At 58.4% G+C, this 19246-nt stretch carries 23 protein-coding genes; 22 read left to right on the top strand and 1 reads right to left on the bottom strand.

Annotated features, from left to right (window positions below; genetic code table 11):
- From rpsN to GC131_03640, 19 genes are all read left to right on the top strand, one after another.
- On the top strand, positions 1-306 hold the full coding sequence (rpsN, locus tag GC131_03550; GenBank protein ID MBI1273145.1) for a 30S ribosomal protein S14: 306 nt from the start codon (positions 1-3) through the stop codon (positions 304-306).
- Between the two features lie 12 nt (positions 307-318).
- Positions 319-717, top strand: coding sequence for a 30S ribosomal protein S8 (gene rpsH / locus GC131_03555; GenBank protein MBI1273146.1), 399 nt, complete (start codon positions 319-321; stop codon positions 715-717).
- Positions 718-730: 13 nt separating this feature from the next.
- Positions 731-1264 carry a 50S ribosomal protein L6 gene (locus GC131_03560; GenBank protein ID MBI1273147.1) on the top strand — a complete coding sequence of 178 codons (534 nt, stop codon included), beginning with the start codon at positions 731-733 and terminating at the stop codon, positions 1262-1264.
- 8 nt (positions 1265-1272) lie between these two features.
- Positions 1273-1644: a 50S ribosomal protein L18 gene (locus tag GC131_03565; protein MBI1273148.1), complete on the top strand. Its 372-nt coding sequence runs from the start codon at positions 1273-1275 to the stop codon at positions 1642-1644.
- A gap of 24 nt (positions 1645-1668) precedes the next feature.
- Positions 1669-2322 (top strand): 30S ribosomal protein S5, encoded by a 654-nt coding sequence (locus GC131_03570; GenBank protein ID MBI1273149.1) that lies wholly within the window; start codon positions 1669-1671, stop codon positions 2320-2322.
- 25 nt (positions 2323-2347) lie between these two features.
- Complete coding sequence (gene rpmD, locus GC131_03575) at positions 2348-2542, top strand: 50S ribosomal protein L30 (protein ID MBI1273150.1); 195 nt, start codon at positions 2348-2350, stop codon at positions 2540-2542.
- 3 nt (positions 2543-2545) lie between these two features.
- On the top strand, positions 2546-3040 hold the full coding sequence (locus GC131_03580) for a 50S ribosomal protein L15 (protein ID MBI1273151.1): 495 nt from the start codon (positions 2546-2548) through the stop codon (positions 3038-3040).
- Positions 3041-3117: 77 nt separating this feature from the next.
- Positions 3118-4458, top strand: coding sequence for a preprotein translocase subunit SecY (gene secY, locus GC131_03585; protein ID MBI1273152.1), 1341 nt, complete (start codon positions 3118-3120; stop codon positions 4456-4458).
- Between the two features lies 1 nt (position 4459).
- The gene (locus GC131_03590; protein MBI1273153.1) at positions 4460-5104 is read left to right on the top strand and encodes an adenylate kinase; all 645 of its coding nucleotides are present in this window, start codon (positions 4460-4462) and stop codon (positions 5102-5104) included.
- Positions 5105-5271: 167 nt separating this feature from the next.
- Positions 5272-5733, top strand: a complete 462-nt coding sequence (locus GC131_03595; GenBank protein ID MBI1273154.1) for a response regulator — start codon at positions 5272-5274, stop codon at positions 5731-5733.
- 39 nt (positions 5734-5772) lie between these two features.
- The gene (locus GC131_03600) at positions 5773-6291 is read left to right on the top strand and encodes a hypothetical protein (GenBank protein MBI1273155.1); all 519 of its coding nucleotides are present in this window, start codon (positions 5773-5775) and stop codon (positions 6289-6291) included.
- 21 nt (positions 6292-6312) lie between these two features.
- Positions 6313-8061, top strand: a complete 1749-nt coding sequence (locus GC131_03605; GenBank protein MBI1273156.1) for a hypothetical protein — start codon at positions 6313-6315, stop codon at positions 8059-8061.
- Positions 8062-8292: 231 nt separating this feature from the next.
- The gene (gene rpsM, locus GC131_03610; protein ID MBI1273157.1) at positions 8293-8670 is read left to right on the top strand and encodes a 30S ribosomal protein S13; all 378 of its coding nucleotides are present in this window, start codon (positions 8293-8295) and stop codon (positions 8668-8670) included.
- 22 nt (positions 8671-8692) lie between these two features.
- The gene (gene rpsK / locus GC131_03615) at positions 8693-9115 is read left to right on the top strand and encodes a 30S ribosomal protein S11 (protein ID MBI1273158.1); all 423 of its coding nucleotides are present in this window, start codon (positions 8693-8695) and stop codon (positions 9113-9115) included.
- 47 nt (positions 9116-9162) lie between these two features.
- The gene (locus GC131_03620; GenBank protein ID MBI1273159.1) at positions 9163-10197 is read left to right on the top strand and encodes a DNA-directed RNA polymerase subunit alpha; all 1035 of its coding nucleotides are present in this window, start codon (positions 9163-9165) and stop codon (positions 10195-10197) included.
- 106 nt (positions 10198-10303) lie between these two features.
- The gene (locus tag GC131_03625; GenBank protein ID MBI1273160.1) at positions 10304-10744 is read left to right on the top strand and encodes a 50S ribosomal protein L17; all 441 of its coding nucleotides are present in this window, start codon (positions 10304-10306) and stop codon (positions 10742-10744) included.
- 13 nt (positions 10745-10757) lie between these two features.
- Positions 10758-11045, top strand: a complete 288-nt coding sequence (locus tag GC131_03630; GenBank protein ID MBI1273161.1) for a hypothetical protein — start codon at positions 10758-10760, stop codon at positions 11043-11045.
- A gap of 67 nt (positions 11046-11112) precedes the next feature.
- Positions 11113-12519: a Do family serine endopeptidase gene (locus tag GC131_03635; GenBank protein MBI1273162.1), complete on the top strand. Its 1407-nt coding sequence runs from the start codon at positions 11113-11115 to the stop codon at positions 12517-12519.
- Position 12520: 1 nt separating this feature from the next.
- Positions 12521-13834, top strand: coding sequence for an AAA family ATPase (locus GC131_03640; GenBank protein ID MBI1273163.1), 1314 nt, complete (start codon positions 12521-12523; stop codon positions 13832-13834).
- Here the strand turns inward: GC131_03640 and GC131_03645 are convergent.
- Positions 13831-16086, bottom strand: a complete 2256-nt coding sequence (locus tag GC131_03645; GenBank protein ID MBI1273164.1) for a HAMP domain-containing protein — start codon at positions 16084-16086, stop codon at positions 13831-13833. The two genes, GC131_03640 and GC131_03645, sit on opposite strands and share 4 nt — an antisense overlap.
- Positions 16087-16280: 194 nt before the next feature.
- On the opposite strand from GC131_03645, the gene GC131_03650 reads away from it, so the two are divergent.
- The 3 genes from GC131_03650 (at position 16281) to mnmA (ending at position 19198) form a co-directional block, all read left to right on the top strand.
- On the top strand, positions 16281-17504 hold the full coding sequence (locus GC131_03650; protein MBI1273165.1) for an aminotransferase class I/II-fold pyridoxal phosphate-dependent enzyme: 1224 nt from the start codon (positions 16281-16283) through the stop codon (positions 17502-17504).
- 76 nt (positions 17505-17580) lie between these two features.
- Complete coding sequence (locus tag GC131_03655) at positions 17581-18048, top strand: DNA starvation/stationary phase protection protein (protein MBI1273166.1); 468 nt, start codon at positions 17581-17583, stop codon at positions 18046-18048.
- 13 nt (positions 18049-18061) lie between these two features.
- On the top strand, positions 18062-19198 hold the full coding sequence (gene mnmA, locus GC131_03660; protein MBI1273167.1) for a tRNA 2-thiouridine(34) synthase MnmA: 1137 nt from the start codon (positions 18062-18064) through the stop codon (positions 19196-19198).
- Positions 19199-19246 lie beyond the last annotated feature (48 nt).

The following is a 19246-nucleotide window of genomic DNA, read 5'->3' on the forward strand; positions in this document are numbered from 1 at the left end:
ATGGCCAAACAGAGCATGATCAACAAGAACAAGCGCCGCGCCAAGCTGTCGGGCAGCAAGTCCGCCCGCCGCAAGGAACTGAAGGCGATCATTATGAACAAAGCGAACACGATGGAAGATCGTTTCGCGGCCGTGCAAAAGCTTGCCAAGATGCCGCGTAATTCTTCCAAGGTGCGCGTGCGCAACCGCTGCGAGCTTTCGGGCCGTCCGCGCGGTACGTACCGCAAGTTTAAATTGTCCCGTATCGCCCTGCGCCTGATGGCGCTTCAGGGTCTGATCCCGGGCATGGTCAAATCGAGCTGGTAAGGGGAGTTTTGCATGGCACTCAGTGATCCAATTGGCGATATGCTGACACGCATTCGTAACGGCCAGCACGCAAGGCTGGCTGTAATCGAATGCCCCGCGTCGGCGTTCCGTAAGCGCGTGCTCGATGTGTTGCAGCGCGAAGGCTATATCCGCGGCTTCAGCGAGCTGCAGAAAACCGGCGGCCAGCCGCTTTTGCAAATCGAGCTGAAGTACCACGAAGGCGATGCGGTGATCCGCAAGATCGACCGGGTTTCCAAGCCCGGCCGCCGCGTCTATGCGCGGATCAAGGATCTGGGCCGCGTGTATAACGGCCTCGGTATCTCTATTTTGTCGACGCCGCGCGGCGTGATGTCGGACAATGAAGCACGGGCTGCCAATGTCGGCGGCGAAGTGCTGTGCCGCGTGTTCTAAGGGAGTTTTTGTCATGTCACGCGTAGGTAAACATGCCGTTCAGGTGCCGCAGGGTGTTACGGTCGAGGTTAAGGACCGGATCGTTTCCGTCAAGGGCAAGCTGGGCAATCTCAACACCTCTTTCTCGCACGATGTGACGGTGAAGGTGGAAGACGGCAAGGTTGTTGTTGCCCCCAGGGACGACAGCAAGCGCTCCCGCGCCATGTGGGGCACGGTCCGCCAGAACGTCAGCGGCATGATCAAGGGCGTGACCGACGGCTTCAAAAAGACGCTGGAAATCGACGGCGTCGGTTTCCGCGCCGCCGTGCAGGGTAAGGACCTTGTGTTGCAGCTCGGTTTCAGCCACGAAGTGAAATATCATCCGCCGGAAGGCGTGACGCTGAAGGCCGAAAAGCCGACCTTGGTTTCGATCACCGGCACCGACAAGCAACAGGTTGGCCAGGTGGCCGCCGAAATCCGCGCTTTCAGAAAGCCGGAACCGTATAAGGGCAAGGGCATCAAATACACAGGCGAATGGATCCTGCGTAAAGAAGGAAAGAAGAAGTAAGGTCAGACATGAGAAAGACAAAGCAAATCAACGCCCTCAAGCACCGTCGCACCAAGCGTCTGCGCCGCAAGATCGCGCGCGTAGCGGCCGACAGGGTGCGCCTTTCGGTGTTCCGTTCGGGCAAGAACATCTACGCGCAGGTGATCGACGATCGCGCCGGCCGTACCCTTGTGCAGGCTTCGAGCATCGACAAGGAATTGCGCGGCAAGCTCAAGGCGGGCGCCGACAAGAACGCGGCCAGCGAAGTTGGCAAGCTGGTGGCCGAGCGCGCGCTCAAGGCCGGCGTGAAGGAGGTCGTGTTCGACCGCGCCGGTTACATGTTCCACGGCCGGGTCAAGGCGCTGGCGGATGCAGCGCGCGAAGCGGGCCTGTCGTTTTAACGGGAATGCAGAAAAGGAAGATCAATGACGCAGGCTGAAGCAACCACCGAAAAGACCGCAGCGCCCACGGACGACGCGACCCAGGGTCGTCGTCGCAAGCGTCGCAACCCCAACCGTGAAGAGCGGCAGGGCGGCGAAGGCAATGCCGAGGGCGGTCGCGAAGGCGGCGAGATGATCGACAAGCTGGTCGCCATCAACCGCGTCGCGAAGGTGGTCAAGGGCGGTAAGCGTTTCGGTTTTGCCGCCATCGTCGTTATGGGTGATGGCCGTGGCCGCGTCGGTTACGGCACGGGCAAGGCCCGCGAAGTTCCCGAAGCGATCCGCAAGGCGACGGAAGACGCGAAGCGCCACATGGTGCGCGTGCCGTTGCGCGAAGGCCGTACGTTGCACCACGATGTGCGCGGCGTTTTCGGTGCGGGGCAGGTGGTCGTGCGCGCCGCGCCGGCCGGTACCGGTATTATCGCCGGCGGCCCGATGCGCGCCGTGTTCGAAGCGCTGGGGATTCAGGATGTTGTCGCCAAGTCGGTCGGCACTTCGAACCCGCACAACATGATCAAGGCGACCTTTGCGGCGCTGCAATCGATTTCGAGCCCGCGCAGCGTGGCCAACCGCCGCGGCAAGAAGGTGAACGAAATTTTCGGCCGCAAGGCGGATCAGGAAAAGGCGGCGGAAGCGTAAAGCCGCGAATTGAGGGAGTTTGGGTATGAGCAAGGCATCGAAGACCATCGTCGTAACGCAGCTTGGCAGCGCATTCCGCCGCAAGCCCGGCCAGCGTGAAACGCTGATCGGCCTCGGCCTCGGCAAGCGCCATGCGGTTCGCGAACTGGAAGATACGCCTGCGGTGCGCGGTATGATCCGCAAGGTGCAACATCTTATTCAAGTCAAAGAGAAGGCCTAAGCCATGAAGCTGAACAAATTGCGTGATAACCCGGGCGCCCGCAAAAGCGCCATGTGCGTTGGCCGGGGCATTGGTTCCGGCAAGGGAAAGACTTGTGGCCGCGGCGTGAAGGGGCAGAAGTCCCGCAGCGGCGTGACGGGCATTCGCCGTTTCGAAGGCGGCCAGATGCCGATGATTCGCCGTATCCCGAAGCGCGGCTTCAACAATATTTTCGCCAAGCAATATGCGGTGATCAATCTTGATGCGCTGCAGAAGGCGATCGATGCCGGCCAGCTTGACGCAAAAAAGCCGATCACGGGTGAAATGCTGACGCAATCCGGCCTGGCCAAAAAGGCTGCCGATGGCATCCGCCTGCTCGGCAAGGGTGCGTTGAAGGCAAAGGTCGAAATTTCGGTTGCCGGCGCCTCCAAATCGGCCGTTGAAGCAGTCGAAAAGGCGGGCGGCAAGGTGACGATTCTGGAAGCCGGGAACAAGAAGCAAAAGGCCGAGAAGGCGTAAAACCCTTTTCTGACGGGCTTTAAAGCCCTGTTTCCCGCCCCCTTGCTTCTTTCCCCATCCTTCCTAAAATCCCGCACATGGCCTCACCCGCAGAAAATCTGGCATCCAACCTCAATCTCGGCGCACTTTCCAAGGCGACGGAGCTGAAGCAGCGCATCTGGTTTACGCTTGGCGCGCTGATCATCTACCGGCTTGGCACGCATATCCCCATTCCGGGGATCGATCCGCATATGCTGGCCAGCATCTTTTCGCAGCATCGCGGCGGCATCCTCGACATGTTCGATATGTTTACCGGCGGCGCGCTGATGCGCATGACCATCTTTGCGCTGAACGTGATGCCTTACATCACCGCATCGATCATCGTGCAGCTGATGACGGCGATGATTCCGGCGCTTGAATCCCTGAAGAAGGAAGGCGAGGCGGGGCGCCAGAAAATCAACCAGTATTCGCGCTATCTCACCGTGGCTTTCGCGGTCGTGCAATCCTATGCGCTGGCCATCGGGCTTGAAAACATGGCGGGCCCTTCCGGCAGCGCCGTGATCGATCCCGGCTTTTTCTTCCGCATCAGCACCGTGGTGACGCTGACGGGCGGCACCATGTTCCTTTTGTGGCTGGGCGAACAGATCAGCGCGCGCGGCATCGGCAACGGCGTTTCGCTTATTATCTATGCCGGTATCGTCGCCTCCTTGCCAAGCGCGTTCGGACAGGCTCTGGAGCTTGGCCGCACCGGCGCGCTTTCCACCTGGGTCATCATTATGCTGATCGTGCTGGTGTTTGCCGTGCTCGGTTTCTGTGTTTTCTGTGAACGTGCGCAGCGGCGTATCCTTGTGCAATATCCGAAGCGGCAAGTGGGCAACAAGATGTTCGGCGGCGAAGCTTCGCATTTGCCGCTCAAGATCAATACCTCGGGCGTGATCCCGCCGATTTTCGCCAGTTCCGTTTTGTTGTTTCCGCTGACGGCAGCCAGCTTCATGGGCGGCGAAAGCGGCTGGCTGGGCGATCTTGCCGCGATCATGGGGCATGGGCAGCCGCTCTTCATGGCGTTGTATGCGGCGCTGATCGCCTTTTTTGCCTTTTTCTATACCGCCGTGGTGTTTAATCCGGAAGAAACCGCCGATAATCTTAAGAAATATAGCGGCTTTATCCCGGGAATCAGGCCCGGTAAGAATACGGCCGATTACCTCGATTTCGTGCTGACCCGGCTAACGGTGCTTGGCGCCGCCTATCTGGTGCTGGTGTGCCTGTTGCCGGAATTTCTGACATCGAGGGCCTCGATCCCCTTTTATCTTGGCGGGACGTCGCTTCTGATTGTAGTATCGGTGACAATCGATACGGTGGGCCGTGTTCACGCTCACCTGCTTGCACATCAATATGAAGGGCTCATCAAGAAGTCCAAATTGCGAGGAAGGAACGCCTAGAATGAATATCATTCTGCTTGGGCCACCCGGCGCAGGGAAGGGGACGCAGGCAAAACGATTGGAAGACCACAAGCACATGACCCAGATAGCGACCGGGGATATGTTGCGGTCTTCGATCAAGCGCAGCGAGCCGCTCGGCCTTGAAGCCAAAGCGATCATGGATGCCGGGAAGCTTGTTCCGGACGATCTGATGATCCGCATGATCAACCAGCGCATCAGCCGCCCCGATTGCGCCCATGGTTTTATCCTCGATGGGTTTCCGCGCACCGTGCCGCAGGCCGAGGCGCTCGATAAGATGCTGGAAGAAAAGAAAATGAAGCTCGATGCCGTGATCGAGCTGAAGGTTGACGAAGCCGCCTTGATCGAGCGGGTGCAGGGCCGTATCGCGTGTGCGCAGTGCGGCGCCGGCTACCACGAAAAATTCAACCTGCCAGAGCAGGAAGGCGTTTGCGACAAGTGCGGCGGCACCGAATTTACCCACCGCGCCGACGATAACGCTGAAACCCTGAAGATCCGCTTGGCCACCTACCGTGACCAGACCGCCCCGATTCTTCCCTATTATAAGGGCAAGGGCATCCTTCACACCGTCAACGGCATGGCCCCCATGGCCGAAGTCGAGGCGGCTATTGAGAAGGCAATGGGTTAGCAGGGCCTGTTATTTCGCCTCCGTATTGAAATATTTGTGTTTATTGCCAAAAAAGGCTGTGGTGTTAACCATCCTTAACCTTGCGGCAAGGATTTTGTGCGAATTTTACTAGCCTAGGATTCTGCTAATTTAGGTGTTCCCGCCTTGTTCAACCTTGCCGGACGAAGGTGCCCAGCACCAGGAGAGTATGCGTGAGCCAGCTAGCGAACCTCAAGATTCTGATCGCCGATGACCATTTCCTGATCCGGCAGTTCGTCCGCAATACGTTGCAGGATGCCAAGGTCACGAATGTGCATACGGCGGGTGACGGCAACGAAGCGATTGAGCAGATCCAGAAAGCGCGCGACGTCAACCAGCCCTTCGACATCGTTTTTCTTGATTGGAATATGCCGACCATATCCGGCCTTGAGGTGCTCAGCTATTTCCGCGCCAAGCCCGAATTTTCCGATACCGCCTTCGTGATGCTGACGGCGGAATCCGAACAGCAGAACATCATGAAGGCGATCAAGGCCGGGGCGACATCTTACATTATCAAGCCTGTGTCGCCGGCCGATCTCAGCAAGAAGCTGTTCGAGATCAATGAATGGATTAAACGCAAGCGCGCGAACATGCAGCAGATGGCCCGCTGAAACCGGTTCGCGCCTGCCTGCTAACCTAGGGAGATATGAATGACCACCGCGCAGAACCTGCAGCTTGCCCTGGATGAACAGCTTTCCGGCGAAATCAGCAAGGCTGTATGCACGGCAATGCGCGATACGTTCGACGCCGATGTTAAGCCGGGTAAATACGAAATCGGCGAAGGGCCTGTCGCGCTGATCGGCGACGTTTCCGGCATCATCGGCATGGTGCAGAACGATCTGGAAGGCACGCTGACGCTTTGCCTGACCTACGATACCATGCGGGATATTTTGCCCAAGGTGGTGGGCTCCGAAATTGCCATCACCCATGAAATGGCGCTCGATGCGGTGGGCGAGATCACCAACATGATCTTTGGCACCATCAAGACCAGCCTGAACGGTCGCGGCTTCGCGCTCAAGCTCGGTATCCCGAGCGTCATTACCGGGCGCGGGCATTTTCTCAGCCATTTTCACCGCGGGCGCTACATGATCGTGCCCTTCTATCTGGGCGGGCAACTGTTCCAGGTGCATATAGCGATCCACAACATGCGTAGCGCAAACCAGCACTAGCCGCAGGAGGCAGGAAAGCCCATGCCTGAGGCACCCAACCAGGAACCCGCGCAACACGAAGGCGGCGATATCGGCAAGGCGGTGCTGACCGACGCGGTCAAGCAGTTCGACCTTGTGCATACGACGCTTCTGGGCATGGTCGGTATCGTGCTGCTGTTGTACGGCGCGGCGCTTTTGCCTGTGTTTGGCTATCAACCGGTCGAATCCGCTGCCGCGGCGGTGATTATGGGGCTTGCCGCCGCGATCGGTATCGCCGGGCTGTATATTATGAATTTCCGCGTGCACAAGCACGTGACCGAGCAAGCGCAGCTGACCGAGGTGCTGGTCAACAGCCTTGGGCAGGCGTTCCTGACCTTCGATAACCAGGGCGTGTGCGGCAAAGTTTATTCGCAGGTCTGTATGGATTTGCTGGAAGGCTCGCCTTCCGGCCGGCCTATCCACCAGGTGCTGCGGGTCCCGGAGGGCAATAAAGAAGATTTCTATAGCTGGATCGAAGTGCTGTTTGATGCGACCCACGCGCTCGGGTTTGATGACGCCGTTAAATTTCTGCCCGACAGCTATCCGCACAGCGCGGGCAAGAATGTGAACCTGTTATACCGGCCGATCCGCGACAGGGCGGAACGGCTTGTGAGCGTGGTCGTTATCGCGACCGATCGAAGTGAAGAAGTGGCGGCGCAGGAACGTGCCCGCAAGCAGCAGCAATTCGCTTCCATGATCTGCAAGATTTTCCAGGAACGGAACCAGTTCATCACCACGATCGCGCATATCCGGGAATTCATGGCCCAGATTACCAAACCCGGCCTTACGCGCGATAATCTCTCCGACGTTTTGCGCCAGCTTCACACAATGAAAGGCGCCGTGCGCCATTTTAACCTGATCGAATTCGGCGACACGGTGCATGATCTTGAGGATCGTGTTCGCAGCGACGGCGCGGAAACGGATGAAAAGATGCGCGCCGTGCTCAAGGAAGTGCACGCCCGCATTGAAAAAGAACTGCAGGATGTTTTGTCGCAGGTGAAGGATATCATCAGCGACGACGAAGAGCACCGCGGCAACGTCTATCAGATCAACGAAGATGCGATATATGATTTTGCGCACCACCTTCAGCAAAGCGGGGTGGACCACAAAATTGTCCGTGCCTACCTTGATCGTATTGCGACCGTGCCGGTGCGGGAATGTTTCAAAGGTTTCGACCGCGAGTTGCATGAACTGGCGCAACAGATCGAAAAGCAGATCAAGCCGCTGATGTTCACCGGCAGCAACCCCAAAATACTCGCGCAGCCGCTGAGCGAGCTTCTGTTCTCGCTTACGCATATTTGCCGCAACATCATTGATCACGGTATCGAAGCGCCGGTAACCCGGCTTGCGCGCGGCAAGGATGCTGCCGGGACCGTGGTTGTGCACACCGATGTCATGACGGATGTCGATGGCAAACGGTGGCTGCACATTTCGATCAGCGATGACGGGGCGGGTATAGACCCTTCGCGCGTGCGGCAAAAGCTTTCGACCATGGACCCGGAAGGCGATTGGCGCTTCGAAGACGACAGTGCCGTGATCCAGCGCATCTTCAGCTGGGGGTTATCGACAAGCGAGGCGGTCAGCGATTTTTCTGGCCGTGGTGTTGGTATGGAGGTCGTGGAGCGGGAGGTTAAGCTGCTTGGGGGTACGATCAAGGTCAGTTCCGAGATATATCAGGGCGCGCATTTTGATATCCGGGTGCCCTACATCATTGACCTTCCAGAAGTTGAGGCGAGCCGAAAGGCCGTCTAATATATTGATATAAAATACATTTTTACGTCCAAAAAGCCCATTCGGCTTGCTTGACTCAGTGGCGTCGATGACTATACTGCGCGCTCTTGGCCCAAGCTGGATTGGGCCGGGTTCCTTTTTGCGTCTTTTAAAAGCAAAAAGCCACGCAGGTTTTCGAACCGGGGCGCGGTTTTTTTGCTTTTTTGGTCAAGACGATAAAGCGAACCCTTGGCAGATTAAAGGAGAAGGCGCGTGGCGCGTATCGCAGGTGTTAACATTCCGACTGGCAAGCGCGTTCTGATCGCGCTGCAGTACATTCACGGCATTGGTCAGAAAAACGCAAAAGACATTTGCACGGCGCTGAACATTGCGCCGGCAAAGCGCGTCAACGAACTCGCGGAAGCAGAGGTTCTGCAGATCCGCGAATTCATCGACGGTCATTACCGCGTTGAGGGCGATCTGCGCCGCGAAGTTTCGATGAACATCAAGCGCCTGATGGATCTGGCTTGCTACCGCGGGCTGCGCCATCGCAAGGGGCTTCCTGTTCGCGGCCAGCGCACGCACACCAACGCCCGCACGCGCAAGGGCCCGGCCAAGCCGATTGCCGGCAAGAAAATGGCCACCAAGTAATTAGGGAAAGATCAGATCAGTCATGGCAAAGCAAGCAACACAGGTAGCGGCAGAGCGCGCAGCTTCGGGCGGCGGTCGCAAGAAGAAAGAAAAGAAGAACATCGTCAACGCCGTCGCGCACGTTAACGCATCGTTCAACAACACCATCATCACCATCACCGACGCGCAAGGCAACACGGTTGCCTGGGCATCCGCCGGCAGCCTCGGCTTCAAGGGTTCGCGCAAGTCCACGCCCTACGCGGCGCAGGTCGCGGCCGAAGATGCGGGCCGCAAGGCGATCGAACATGGCGTGCGTACGGTCGAGGTTGAGGTCAAGGGCCCCGGTTCGGGCCGCGAATCCGCGCTGCGTGCTTTGCAGGCCGTCGGGTTCCAGGTTACGTCAATCCGCGACGTGACGCCGATCCCGCACAACGGCGTGCGCCCGCCCAAGAAACGCCGCGTCTAATCGCTGGCCGAATTCATAATTTCGTTTTAGCAGGAGCAACGGAAATCATGCTGCAGAAGAACTGGAAAGAGCTGATCCAAGGCAATAAGCAGGTCAATGTTGGCGACGAGCCGAACCGCCTCGCGACCGTTGTCGTGGAACCGCTGGAGCGTGGTTTCGGCATGACACTCGGCAACGCGCTGCGCCGCATTCTTCTGTCGTCGCTGCAGGGCGCGGCCGTCACCTCCGTCCAGATTGACGGCGTTTTGCACGAATTCTCGTCCGTCCCCGGCGTGCGCGAAGACGTGACCGACATGATTTTGAACATCAAGGCGCTGGCGCTGCGCATGCACGCCGAAGGCCCCAAGCGCATGCATCTGCGTGCCGAAGGCCCGGGCGAAGTGACCGCCAAGCAGATTCAGGCCAGCAGTGATATCGAGATCATGAACCCCGATCTGGTGATCTGCACGCTCGATAACGGCGCCAAGCTCAACATGGAGCTGACCGTCAATATCGGCAAGGGCTACATCCCCGCCGCGGTTTCGCGCAAGGAAGATTCGCCCATCGGCCTGATCCCGATCGATGCATTGTACAGCCCGGTCCGCAAGGCCGCGTACAAGGTGGAAAACAGCCGCGTCGGCCAGGTGACCGATTATGACAAGCTGTCGTTGACCGTGGAAACCAACGGCGCGATGAGCCCCGAAGATGCCGTGGCCGTAGCCGCGCGCATTCTGCAAGATCAGTTCCAGATCTTCATCAACTTCGAAGAGCCGCGCCAGGGTGTGCAGGAAGAAGTGGTTGCGGGCGCCGGCGGCGTTGCGACCGACCTTCCGTTCAACCGCAACCTGCTGCGCAAGGTGGACGAACTCGAACTTTCGGTGCGCTCGGCCAACTGCCTCAAGAACGACAATATCGTTTACATCGGCGATCTGGTGCAGAAATCGGAAGCGGAAATGCTCCGCACCCCGAATTTCGGCCGCAAGAGCCTGAACGAAATCAAGGAAGTCCTGTCCCAGATGGGCCTGAACCTTGGCATGGCGGTGACCAATTGGCCGCCTGAAAACATTGAAGACCTTGCGAAGAAGCTCGAAGAGCCGTTCTGAGGTTTTCTGATCCCCCGTACTGTCATGGCCGCTTGCGGCCAACGGGCGAGGGGAATTGTGCAACCGGGATGCGTGCGCGCGCCCATGTTTGAGAAGGAGTACCGTTATGCGTCATAAAGTAGGCGGCCGTAAACTCGGCAGAACCACATCGCACCGTCGTGCACTGTTTGCCAACATGGCAACGGCCCTGATCAAGCATGAGCAGATCAAGACCACGCTGCCCAAGGCCAAGGAACTGCGTTCCGTGGCTGAAAAGCTTATCACGCTTGGCAAGCGCGGGGGCATCGCCAACCGCCGCCGTGTTTTTGCCGTCGTGCGCGACGATGCCACGGTGACCAAGCTGTTCGACGAACTTTCCAAGCGCTATGCCAACCGTCAGGGCGGCTATACCCGCGTGCTGAAGGCCGGCTTTCGCTATGGTGACGCGGCCGCGATGGCTGTGATCGAACTGGTGGATCGCAACCCCGATGCCAAGGGCAAGGATAGCGGCCCGACCCAGGAAGCGGTCGAGCAGACTGAAACCGAAATGGCAAAGGCTGCCGTCTAGAAAGGCTGTTGAGATGAAAACATCATGGCTTGCCGTTCTTGTGGTCGCGGCCATGATGCTTTCCGTCACCGCCTGTTCGCAACGATATCAGGGCATTACCTCCGGCTCTTCCTATGAAGCCGACCCCGGCTCGCTGAGCGACCGGGAAGCCTGCATCAATGCCTGCAACAGCGCGCATGCCGTATGTATGGATAGCGGCGCGGCGCGGCGCGACCGTGACGACGTGCCCGATCTGTTCGGCGCCGGCGCCAATTGCGATGCCCAGCTTCGCAGCTGCCTGCCCGGTTGCAAAGGGCGGTAATTCCGGCATTTCCGCCTTTATTCTGTCAAAAACATAGGCACAATCCTTTGCGGAAAGAGGAAAAGCCATGACCAGACTTGCAGCAATCTTCATCGCTCTGCTCGGTTTCTTTGCCGCGCCCGCCTTGGCCCAAACGGTACCGCAAACGCGCGAGCAGGTTCAAATGACCTTTGCGCCGCTGGTGAAGCAAACCGCACCTGCGGTCGTTAACATTTTCGCCCGCAAGCTCGTGAAGCAGCGGACATTTTCCCCGTTTATGAACGACCCGCTGTTTCAGGAATTTTTCGGCGGCGGCATGCCGGGCATGACGCGGGAGCGGATGGAAAATTCGCTCGGTTCCGGCGTGATCGTGCGGGCCGATGGGCTTGTGGTCACCAACAACCATGTGATCAGCGGCGCCGATGAAATTCATGTCGTACTTTCCGACCGCCGCGAGTTTGAAGCGACGCTGGTGACGACCGACGAAAAGACCGATCTTGCCGTGCTTCGGCTCAAGACCAATGGCGAACAGATGCCGTTCCTTGAATTGCGCGATTCCGACAGCGTCGAGGTCGGCGATATGGTTCTGGCAATTGGAAACCCCTTCGGTGTCGGCCAAACGGTGACGGGCGGTATCATTTCCGCCGTTGCGCGCACGGGCCCGGCGGTGGACGATATGGGCTATTACATCCAGACCGATGCCGCGATCAATCCGGGCAATTCCGGCGGTGCGCTGGTATCGACCGATGGCAGGATGGTGGGCATCAATTCAGCCATTTATTCGCGCACCGGCGGCAATATCGGGATCGGCTTTGCCATCCCTGCCAACATGGTGAGGGTTGTGATTGATGCCGTGGTAAGCGGCAAGAAAAACGTTGTGCGGCCGTGGCTCGGCGTTACGGGGCAGGAAGTGACATCCGACATCGCCCGTTCGCTCGGCCTCGTGAAACCTTCGGGCGTTCTGGTGAACGAGATCAATGCCATCAGCCCCGCCGGCAAGGCCGGGCTTAAGGTTGGCGATGTGATCATGGCGGTCAACGGGCGCGAGGTAGAAGGGCCGGAAGCGCTGGATTTCCGCATCGGCACTATGCAGGTCGGCGGGCTCGCGATCTTTCGCATCAAGCGGGCGGATAGCACCAAGGATATTAATTTCACGCTGATCGCGCCGCCGGAAACACAGCCGCGCGACACAACCCGGCTTGCGGGCACCGGCCCGCTGGCGGGCGCCGTCGTGGTCAACATATCGCCTGCGGTGGTGGCGGAATACGGCCTGCGCGACATGGATGAGAGCGAAAAAGGTGTCGTGGTTGTCGATGTGAAGGAAGGCAGCCCCGCCGCCGGCTTCGGTTTGCGCGACGGGGATATTCTTCTTTACGTGAACAAGACTGTGATCGGCAGCGTGGACGATGTGGTTGAGGCCACCCGAAGCGCCGCCGAAGGCTGGCGCATCCGGCTGCGGCGCGGCCGGCAGATCATGAACGTTTTCGTGCGCTGACATGGCAAAACAGGCGGCAACGACGGGGCAAGGGCTTTTCAGTTCCGCCGCGCCGCGCCCGCTGCCCGACAGGTTGCGCCCGCAGAAACTGGCCGAGGTTGTGGGCCAAGGGCACATTCTGGGCCCTGGGGCGCAGCTCGGGCGCATGCTGGCGGCTGGCCGGCTGGCTTCAATCATCTTTTGGGGGCCGCCCGGCTGCGGCAAAACCACGATAGCGCGCCTGCTGGCGCAGGAAACCGCCCTGTATTTTGAACCCGTGTCCGCCGTGGCTTCCGGGGTTGCGGATTTGCGCAAGATATTCGATGCCGCTTCGGGCCGCCGCATGGGCGGGCAGGGAACGCTCCTGTTCATTGATGAAATTCACCGCTTCAACCGCGCGCAGCAAGATGTGCTTTTGCCTTATGTCGAAGATGGCACGGTCACGCTCGTTGGAGCCACGACCGAAAACCCGTCGTTCGAGCTAAACGGCGCGTTGCTTTCCCGCTGCCAGGTGTTGGTGCTGAACCGGCTCGATGACGGCGCGGCCGAAATGCTCGTACAGCGGGCAGAGCAATCCGTCGGCCATGCCCTGCCGCTGGATACCGCGGCGCGGCAGGCTTTGAAGGCCATGGCGGACGGAGACGGGCGTTATTTATTGACCATGTGCGAAGAGCTGGCTTCTTTGCCCGCCGACAAAACGCTCGATACCGCGGCGCTAGCCGTGTTCGTGCAAAAACGTATGCCGCTTTACGACAAGGCGCAGGAAGGCCACTACAATCTGATCAGCGCCTTGCATAAATCGTTGCGCGGCTCCGATTGCGATGCGGCGCTTTATTGGCTTGCGCGCATGCTGGGGGGCGGCGAAGACCCGTGCTATATCGCAAGGCGGCTGACCCGTTTCGCCAACGAGGATATCGGCCTCGCGGACCCGCAGGCGATTGTGCAGACGCTGGCGGCATGGGAAACCTATGAACGGCTGGGCAGCCCGGAAGGCGAACTTGCGCTGGCGCAGGCTGTCGTTTACCTCGCAACCGCGCCGAAATCGAACAGTCTTTATATGGCTTTGGGGGAGGCAAAGGCGGCGGCGGACAGGTACGGCTCGCTCATGCCACCCAAACACATACTCAATGCGCCGACTGCCATGATGAAGGATATGGGGTACGGCAAAGACTATGCCTATGACCATGATACGCCCGAAGGTTTTTCAGGCCAGAATTATTTCCCCGAAGGCATGCAGCGGCAGGAATTTTACCGCCCTGCCGAGCGCGGTTTCGAGCGCGAAGTCAGGCAACGGCTCGATTACTGGAACAAGTTGCGCGAACGCAAGGCGGACTAGCTGTTCCGGACCTTTGTCAGGAACTGGTCCATCTGCTGCTTCAGCATTTCCGATTGCTGCGACAATTCACGCGCCGCAGACAAAACCTCGTCTGATGCCGCGCGCGCTTCGCCCGCGCCCTGCGAAACTGCCGTGACGCTGCTGGAAACCTCGGCGGTGCCGGATGAAACCTGCTGCGTGCTGGCGGCGATTTCCCGCGTCGCGGCCGATTGCTCCTCGACCGCCGCCGCGATGCCGCTGGCGACCTGATTGATGCGCTCGATGATTTTGCCGATGTTGCGGATGGCGTCAGCCGCCTGCTGGGTCGAGCCCTGCATGGCTTCGATGCGGCCCGATATTTCCTCGGTCGCTTTGCCGGTCTGGTTCGCGAGGTTCTTGACCTCGGACGCGACCACGGCAAAGCCTTTGCCTGCTTCACCCGCGCGGGCGGCTTCGATCGTGGCGTTCAGTGCCAGCAAATTGGTTTGTTCGGCGATATCCTTGATCAGGTTAACGACCTCGCCGATCTGGGCGGAAGATTCGACAAGCGTAGAAACGGTTGCGTCCGTCTGCTTGACCTGATTGACGGCATCGACGGTCATTTTGTTCGAATCCGCGACCTGGCGGCTGATTTCGTTGATCGATGAGGTGAGCTCTTCGGCCGAGCTCGCGACCGTCTGGATGCTGACGGAAGTTTCCTCGGTTGCCGAAGCGGCGGTCGTGGTTTGGTGGCTGGTTTGTTCCGCGATCGCGCTCAGGCTTTCGGCATTCGCCTGCAGTTCGGTCGAAGCGGCAGCGACAGCGCCGATGATCTGGCCCACACTGGCCTCGAAGCTGGAGGCAAGGTCTTCGAGCGCGCGTTTCTTTTCCTGTTTGGCCTGTTCTTCCATGCGGGTTTGTGATTCTTTTAGCTTTTTGGCCTCCAGCCCGTTTTCCTTGAAAACCTGTACCGAACTGGCCATTTCGCCGATCTCGTCATGCCGTTCGACGCCGGGAATTTCGATATCGTACTTTTCCTTGGCGAGATCGCGCATGGTCGCGGTCATTTGCACGATGGGTTGGGCAACTTTTCTGGCCGAAAAGAAAGAAATAAATGCAATAACCACGAGCGCGGCAAGCGTCGCCAATATGGCAAACAGTTTCATGTGGTTGATGGGTTCCATAACCTCGGACTTATCGATTTCAGCCAGAATAGCCCAGCGGACGCCGTGGAAATCAATCGGCCCGTATGCCGATACCACAGGTATGCCGCGATAATCATCGACAATGCCAAAACCTTCCTTGCCCTGCAGCGCAAGATCCACCGTTTCGCCGGTCACCTTGGTTTTCAGGATTGTCGACTCTTTGGAAAATCTGGAGTCGCTGCGCATGAAATAATCGCCGCCGACGATGTAAGTTTCGCCGGATTCGCCCATGCCGGCGGCCACCTGCATGACAGCGTTGATGCGCTTGATTGGCATCTGGAAGGCGAGTACGCCGGCCAGCGTACCGTTATCGTTCAGGATCGGTTGTGCGATAAAGCTCGCGGGGGCGTCGTAACTGGGGGCATAGGGTTTGAAATCGAAGAATGCCTGATAATCTTCCTTCGGGTTGTCTCGTGCGGCGCGGAATGCGTTGCCGAGATCGGTATCCTTCCATTCGCCGGAATTCAGATTGGTGGCAAAATCGAGTTCCTTGAAGACGGTATAGACAAGGTCGCCGTTTGGCGCGAACAGGAAGATATCATAGTAATCGCGCTGGCGCAGAAAATGCCGGAACCATGGGTGGTATTTTTTGTGCAGCTGGCTGTAGTAGGAGCCATCGGAGGCGTAATTCAGCTCTTCCTTCGATCCGGTCGGATGAGGGTTGTTGGTGATGTAGAGCGCGTGCAGGCGCTGTGTCTGGTTGTAGCCCAGTTCGTTCCATGCCGCCGTGTAATCCAGAAGTGCCTGACGCACATATTCGTTGTGGGATAGGGATGAAAGGTCCTGTTCGATCGAACCCAGATAGCTGCCGAGCGCGCTGGCGCGCGAAGCCTGAAGCGCGGCGAGCTTTTCTTCCGCCGCTTCCATGGCATCGCTTGAAGCTTTTGTGAGCGCGATGGCGCCTGTGACAATTGACGAAAGCACGGCCAGGGTTGTGATCAGGATCGTGAGCTTTTGTGTCAGCTTGAGTTTATCGAGCATGATTGGTCCTTGTGGGTCGCGGATTGGTTGGCGCTGTACTGGTTTAACGGCCGGAATGGTTGGTTTTCGTGGTGGGGAGGCTTGCAGATAGAAAATGAAATCATACATATGTATTGGTTAATGAATTATAAAAATCTGTTAGATATCAGGAGCCTACACGACGTATCGGGCTGAACGAGCGTTCGTAAAAACCTATGAAATATCAAGAAATATGGTGAGCTTGATGAATGCTTGGACGATGCATAAAGTGGATGGATGCCGTGCTGTAGGCACCTATTTTTTTGCACAAAGAAAGGTTTTGTATGTATGACAAGTTCTTTGCCGCGCGCCTGAACAGGGTCAAGGCTTCTCCCACCATGGCTATTACCGCCAAGGCCGCCGAGATGAAGGCGGCGGGCAAGGATATCATTGCCCTGAGTGCCGGGGAGCCGGACTTTGACACGCCCGACCATATCAAGGACGCCGCCCGCAAGGCGATTGATGAAGGCAAAACGAAATATACCCCCGTTGGCGGTACGGCAGAGCTGAAGCAGGCCGTAATCGCGAAATTCAAGCGTAACAACGGGCTGGAATATCAGCCGAACCAAATTCTGGTTTCCAGCGGCGGCAAACAAATACTTTTCAATGCGCTGCTCGCTACGGTTAACCCGGGGGATGAAGTGATTATCCCCGCGCCTTACTGGGTGTCATATCCGGATATGGTCAATTTATGCGAAGGCCAGCCGGTTTTTGTGGAAACCAGAACCGAGAACGGCTTCAAGATGACCGGGGCGGAGCTGGAGCGCGTCATTACGCCGCGTACCAAATGGCTGATCCTGAATTCGCCCAGCAACCCTTCGGGCGCCACCTATACGCGCGCCGAGCTGCGCGCGCTGGCCGATGTTTTGCTGAAGCACCCGCATGTGTGGGTGTTGACCGACGATATCTATGAACATCTGGTCTATGACGGGTTTGAATTTACGACCATGGCGCAGATCGAACCGCGTTTGTATGACAGAACGCTGACCATGAACGGCGCTTCCAAGGCCTATAGCATGACGGGCTGGCGTGTCGGTTTTGCCGGCGGCCCGAAAGACCTGATTGCCCGCATGACGGAAATCCAGGGCCATTCGACCAGCAATGCTTGTTCCATCAGTCAGGCGGCGGCGGTTGCGGGGCTAAACGGTTCGCACGATTTTCTCAATGACTGGCGTGCCGCTTACGTGCGCCGCCGTGACATGGTGATCGAAAAGTTGAACGCGTGCGAAGGCATCACCTGCGTCAAGCCGGAAGGCGCGTTCTATGTCTATCCCAATTGCGAAGGGTTGATCGGCCGCCAAGCGCCGGATGGCGACGTGCTGAAGAATGACGAGGATGTCTGTAATTATTTCCTGAAAGCCGAAGGGGTCGCGGTTGTGTTTGGCGCGGCTTTTGGCCTCAGCCCGTGCTTCAGGGTTTCCTATGCCGCTTCCGACAAATCGCTTGAAGAGGCTTGCAGGCGCATCGAACGCGCCTGTAGCAAGCTTTCCGCCAGAAAAGCGGCGTGAGGTTGCACGCTGCCGTCATATAGTTTAGAATAGTTCTAAATAATCGCCACGACATGCACCACGTAAGGAGAGAGTGATGGCAGTAAAGAAGAAACAGGTAGCTTCCGGAGCCGCGATGGTGGCAACACTACGCCGTGTGCTGGCGGATACTTATGTCTTGGCCGTGAAAACACACGGCTATCATTGGAACGTGACCGGCAAACAGTTCGTGGAACTGCACACGCTGTTCGAAACGCATTACACCGCATTGTTCCTTGCCGCCGATATGGTGGCCGAGCAAATTCGCGCCAAGGGCCAGATGGCCCCGACCGGCATGAAGCAGATGCTTGATGCCACGGCGGTGAAGGAAGCGCCTGCCAAGCCGCAGGACGCCAAGGGCATGATTAAAGATTTGATCGTCAGCCACACCAAGATGGTGGATGATCTGAAAGGCGGGATAGACCTTGCGGCGGAAACCGGCGACAAGGCGAGCGAAGATTTACTAACGGGTCGCCTGCGCGATCATGATAAAACCGTGTGGATGCTGAAAAGCCTTTTGGCCTGATACAAAGATTGCCATGAATTCCTTGGGGTTCGATAAGCCGCCCGCGGAAACGCGGGTGGTGGTTGCCATGTCCGGCGGGGTTGACAGTTCTGTCACCGCCGCGCTTTTGCGCGAGCAGGGCTATGATGTTGTAGGCATTACGTTGCAGCTTTATGACCATGGCATGGCGGTGGCGCGCAAGGGCGCGTGCTGCGCCGGGCAGGATATTTACGATGCCCGCCGCGTGGCCGAGCGTATCGGTATTCCGCACTATGTGCTGGATTACGAAAATGCTTTCAAACAAAGCGTGATCGACGATTTCGCCGACAGCTATCTGCGCGGCGAAACACCAATTCCCTGTGTCAAATGCAACCAGAGCGTGAAGTTCCGCGATTTGCTTGCGACCGCGCGCGAGCTGGGGGCCGAAGCGCTGGCCACCGGCCATTATGTGCAGCGCGTGATGGGTGAAGCGGGGCCCGAATTGCATGCGGCAACCGATGCCACGCGCGACCAGAGTTATTTTCTGTTCGCGACCACGCGCGACCAGCTCGGTTTCCTCCGCTTTCCGCTCGGCGGCATGCCGAAAAGCGAAGTGCGCGCACTGGCCGAACGGTTCGATCTGCCGGTCGCGGCCAAGCCGGATAGCCAGGATATCTGTTTCGTACCGAACGGCGATTACGCCAGCGTGGTCGGCAAGCTGCGCCCCGGCGCGATCGACCCCGGCGAGATTGTTGATATGCAGGGCAATGTGCTGGGCCGCCACGAAGGCATCATCAACTTTACGGTGGGGCAGCGCCGCGGGCTCGATATCCATGACCGCGCCGGGGAAAGCAACGAACCGCTTTACGTGCTCCGGCTCGATGCGGCGCGCAAGCGCGTAATCGTCGGGCCGCGCGAGGCACTCGGGCAAACCGAAATTCACTTGCGCGATCTCAATTGGCTCGGTGCGCCGGTGCCGGAAGGCGGCGCGCGCGTGCAGGTGCGGTTGCGTTCCACCCAGCCGCCGGCGGCGGCTACCATTGCCGCGCGCGGCGATACGGGTGCCGTGATCACGCTCGATGAGCCCGTGATGGGTGTGGCCCCGGGGCAGGCGGGTGTTATATATCAGGGCGCGCGGGTGCTTGGCGGGGGCTGGATCGCGGCGGCGAATGAGTATAGGCTTACGGCATAAAGAATTTTTGGCGAGGAATTTATGGTTGATGACGGATATTGCCGGATA

The organism is Alphaproteobacteria bacterium, from assembly GCA_016124955.1.
Taxonomy (GTDB): Bacteria; Pseudomonadota; Alphaproteobacteria; order UBA9219; family RFNS01; genus RI-461.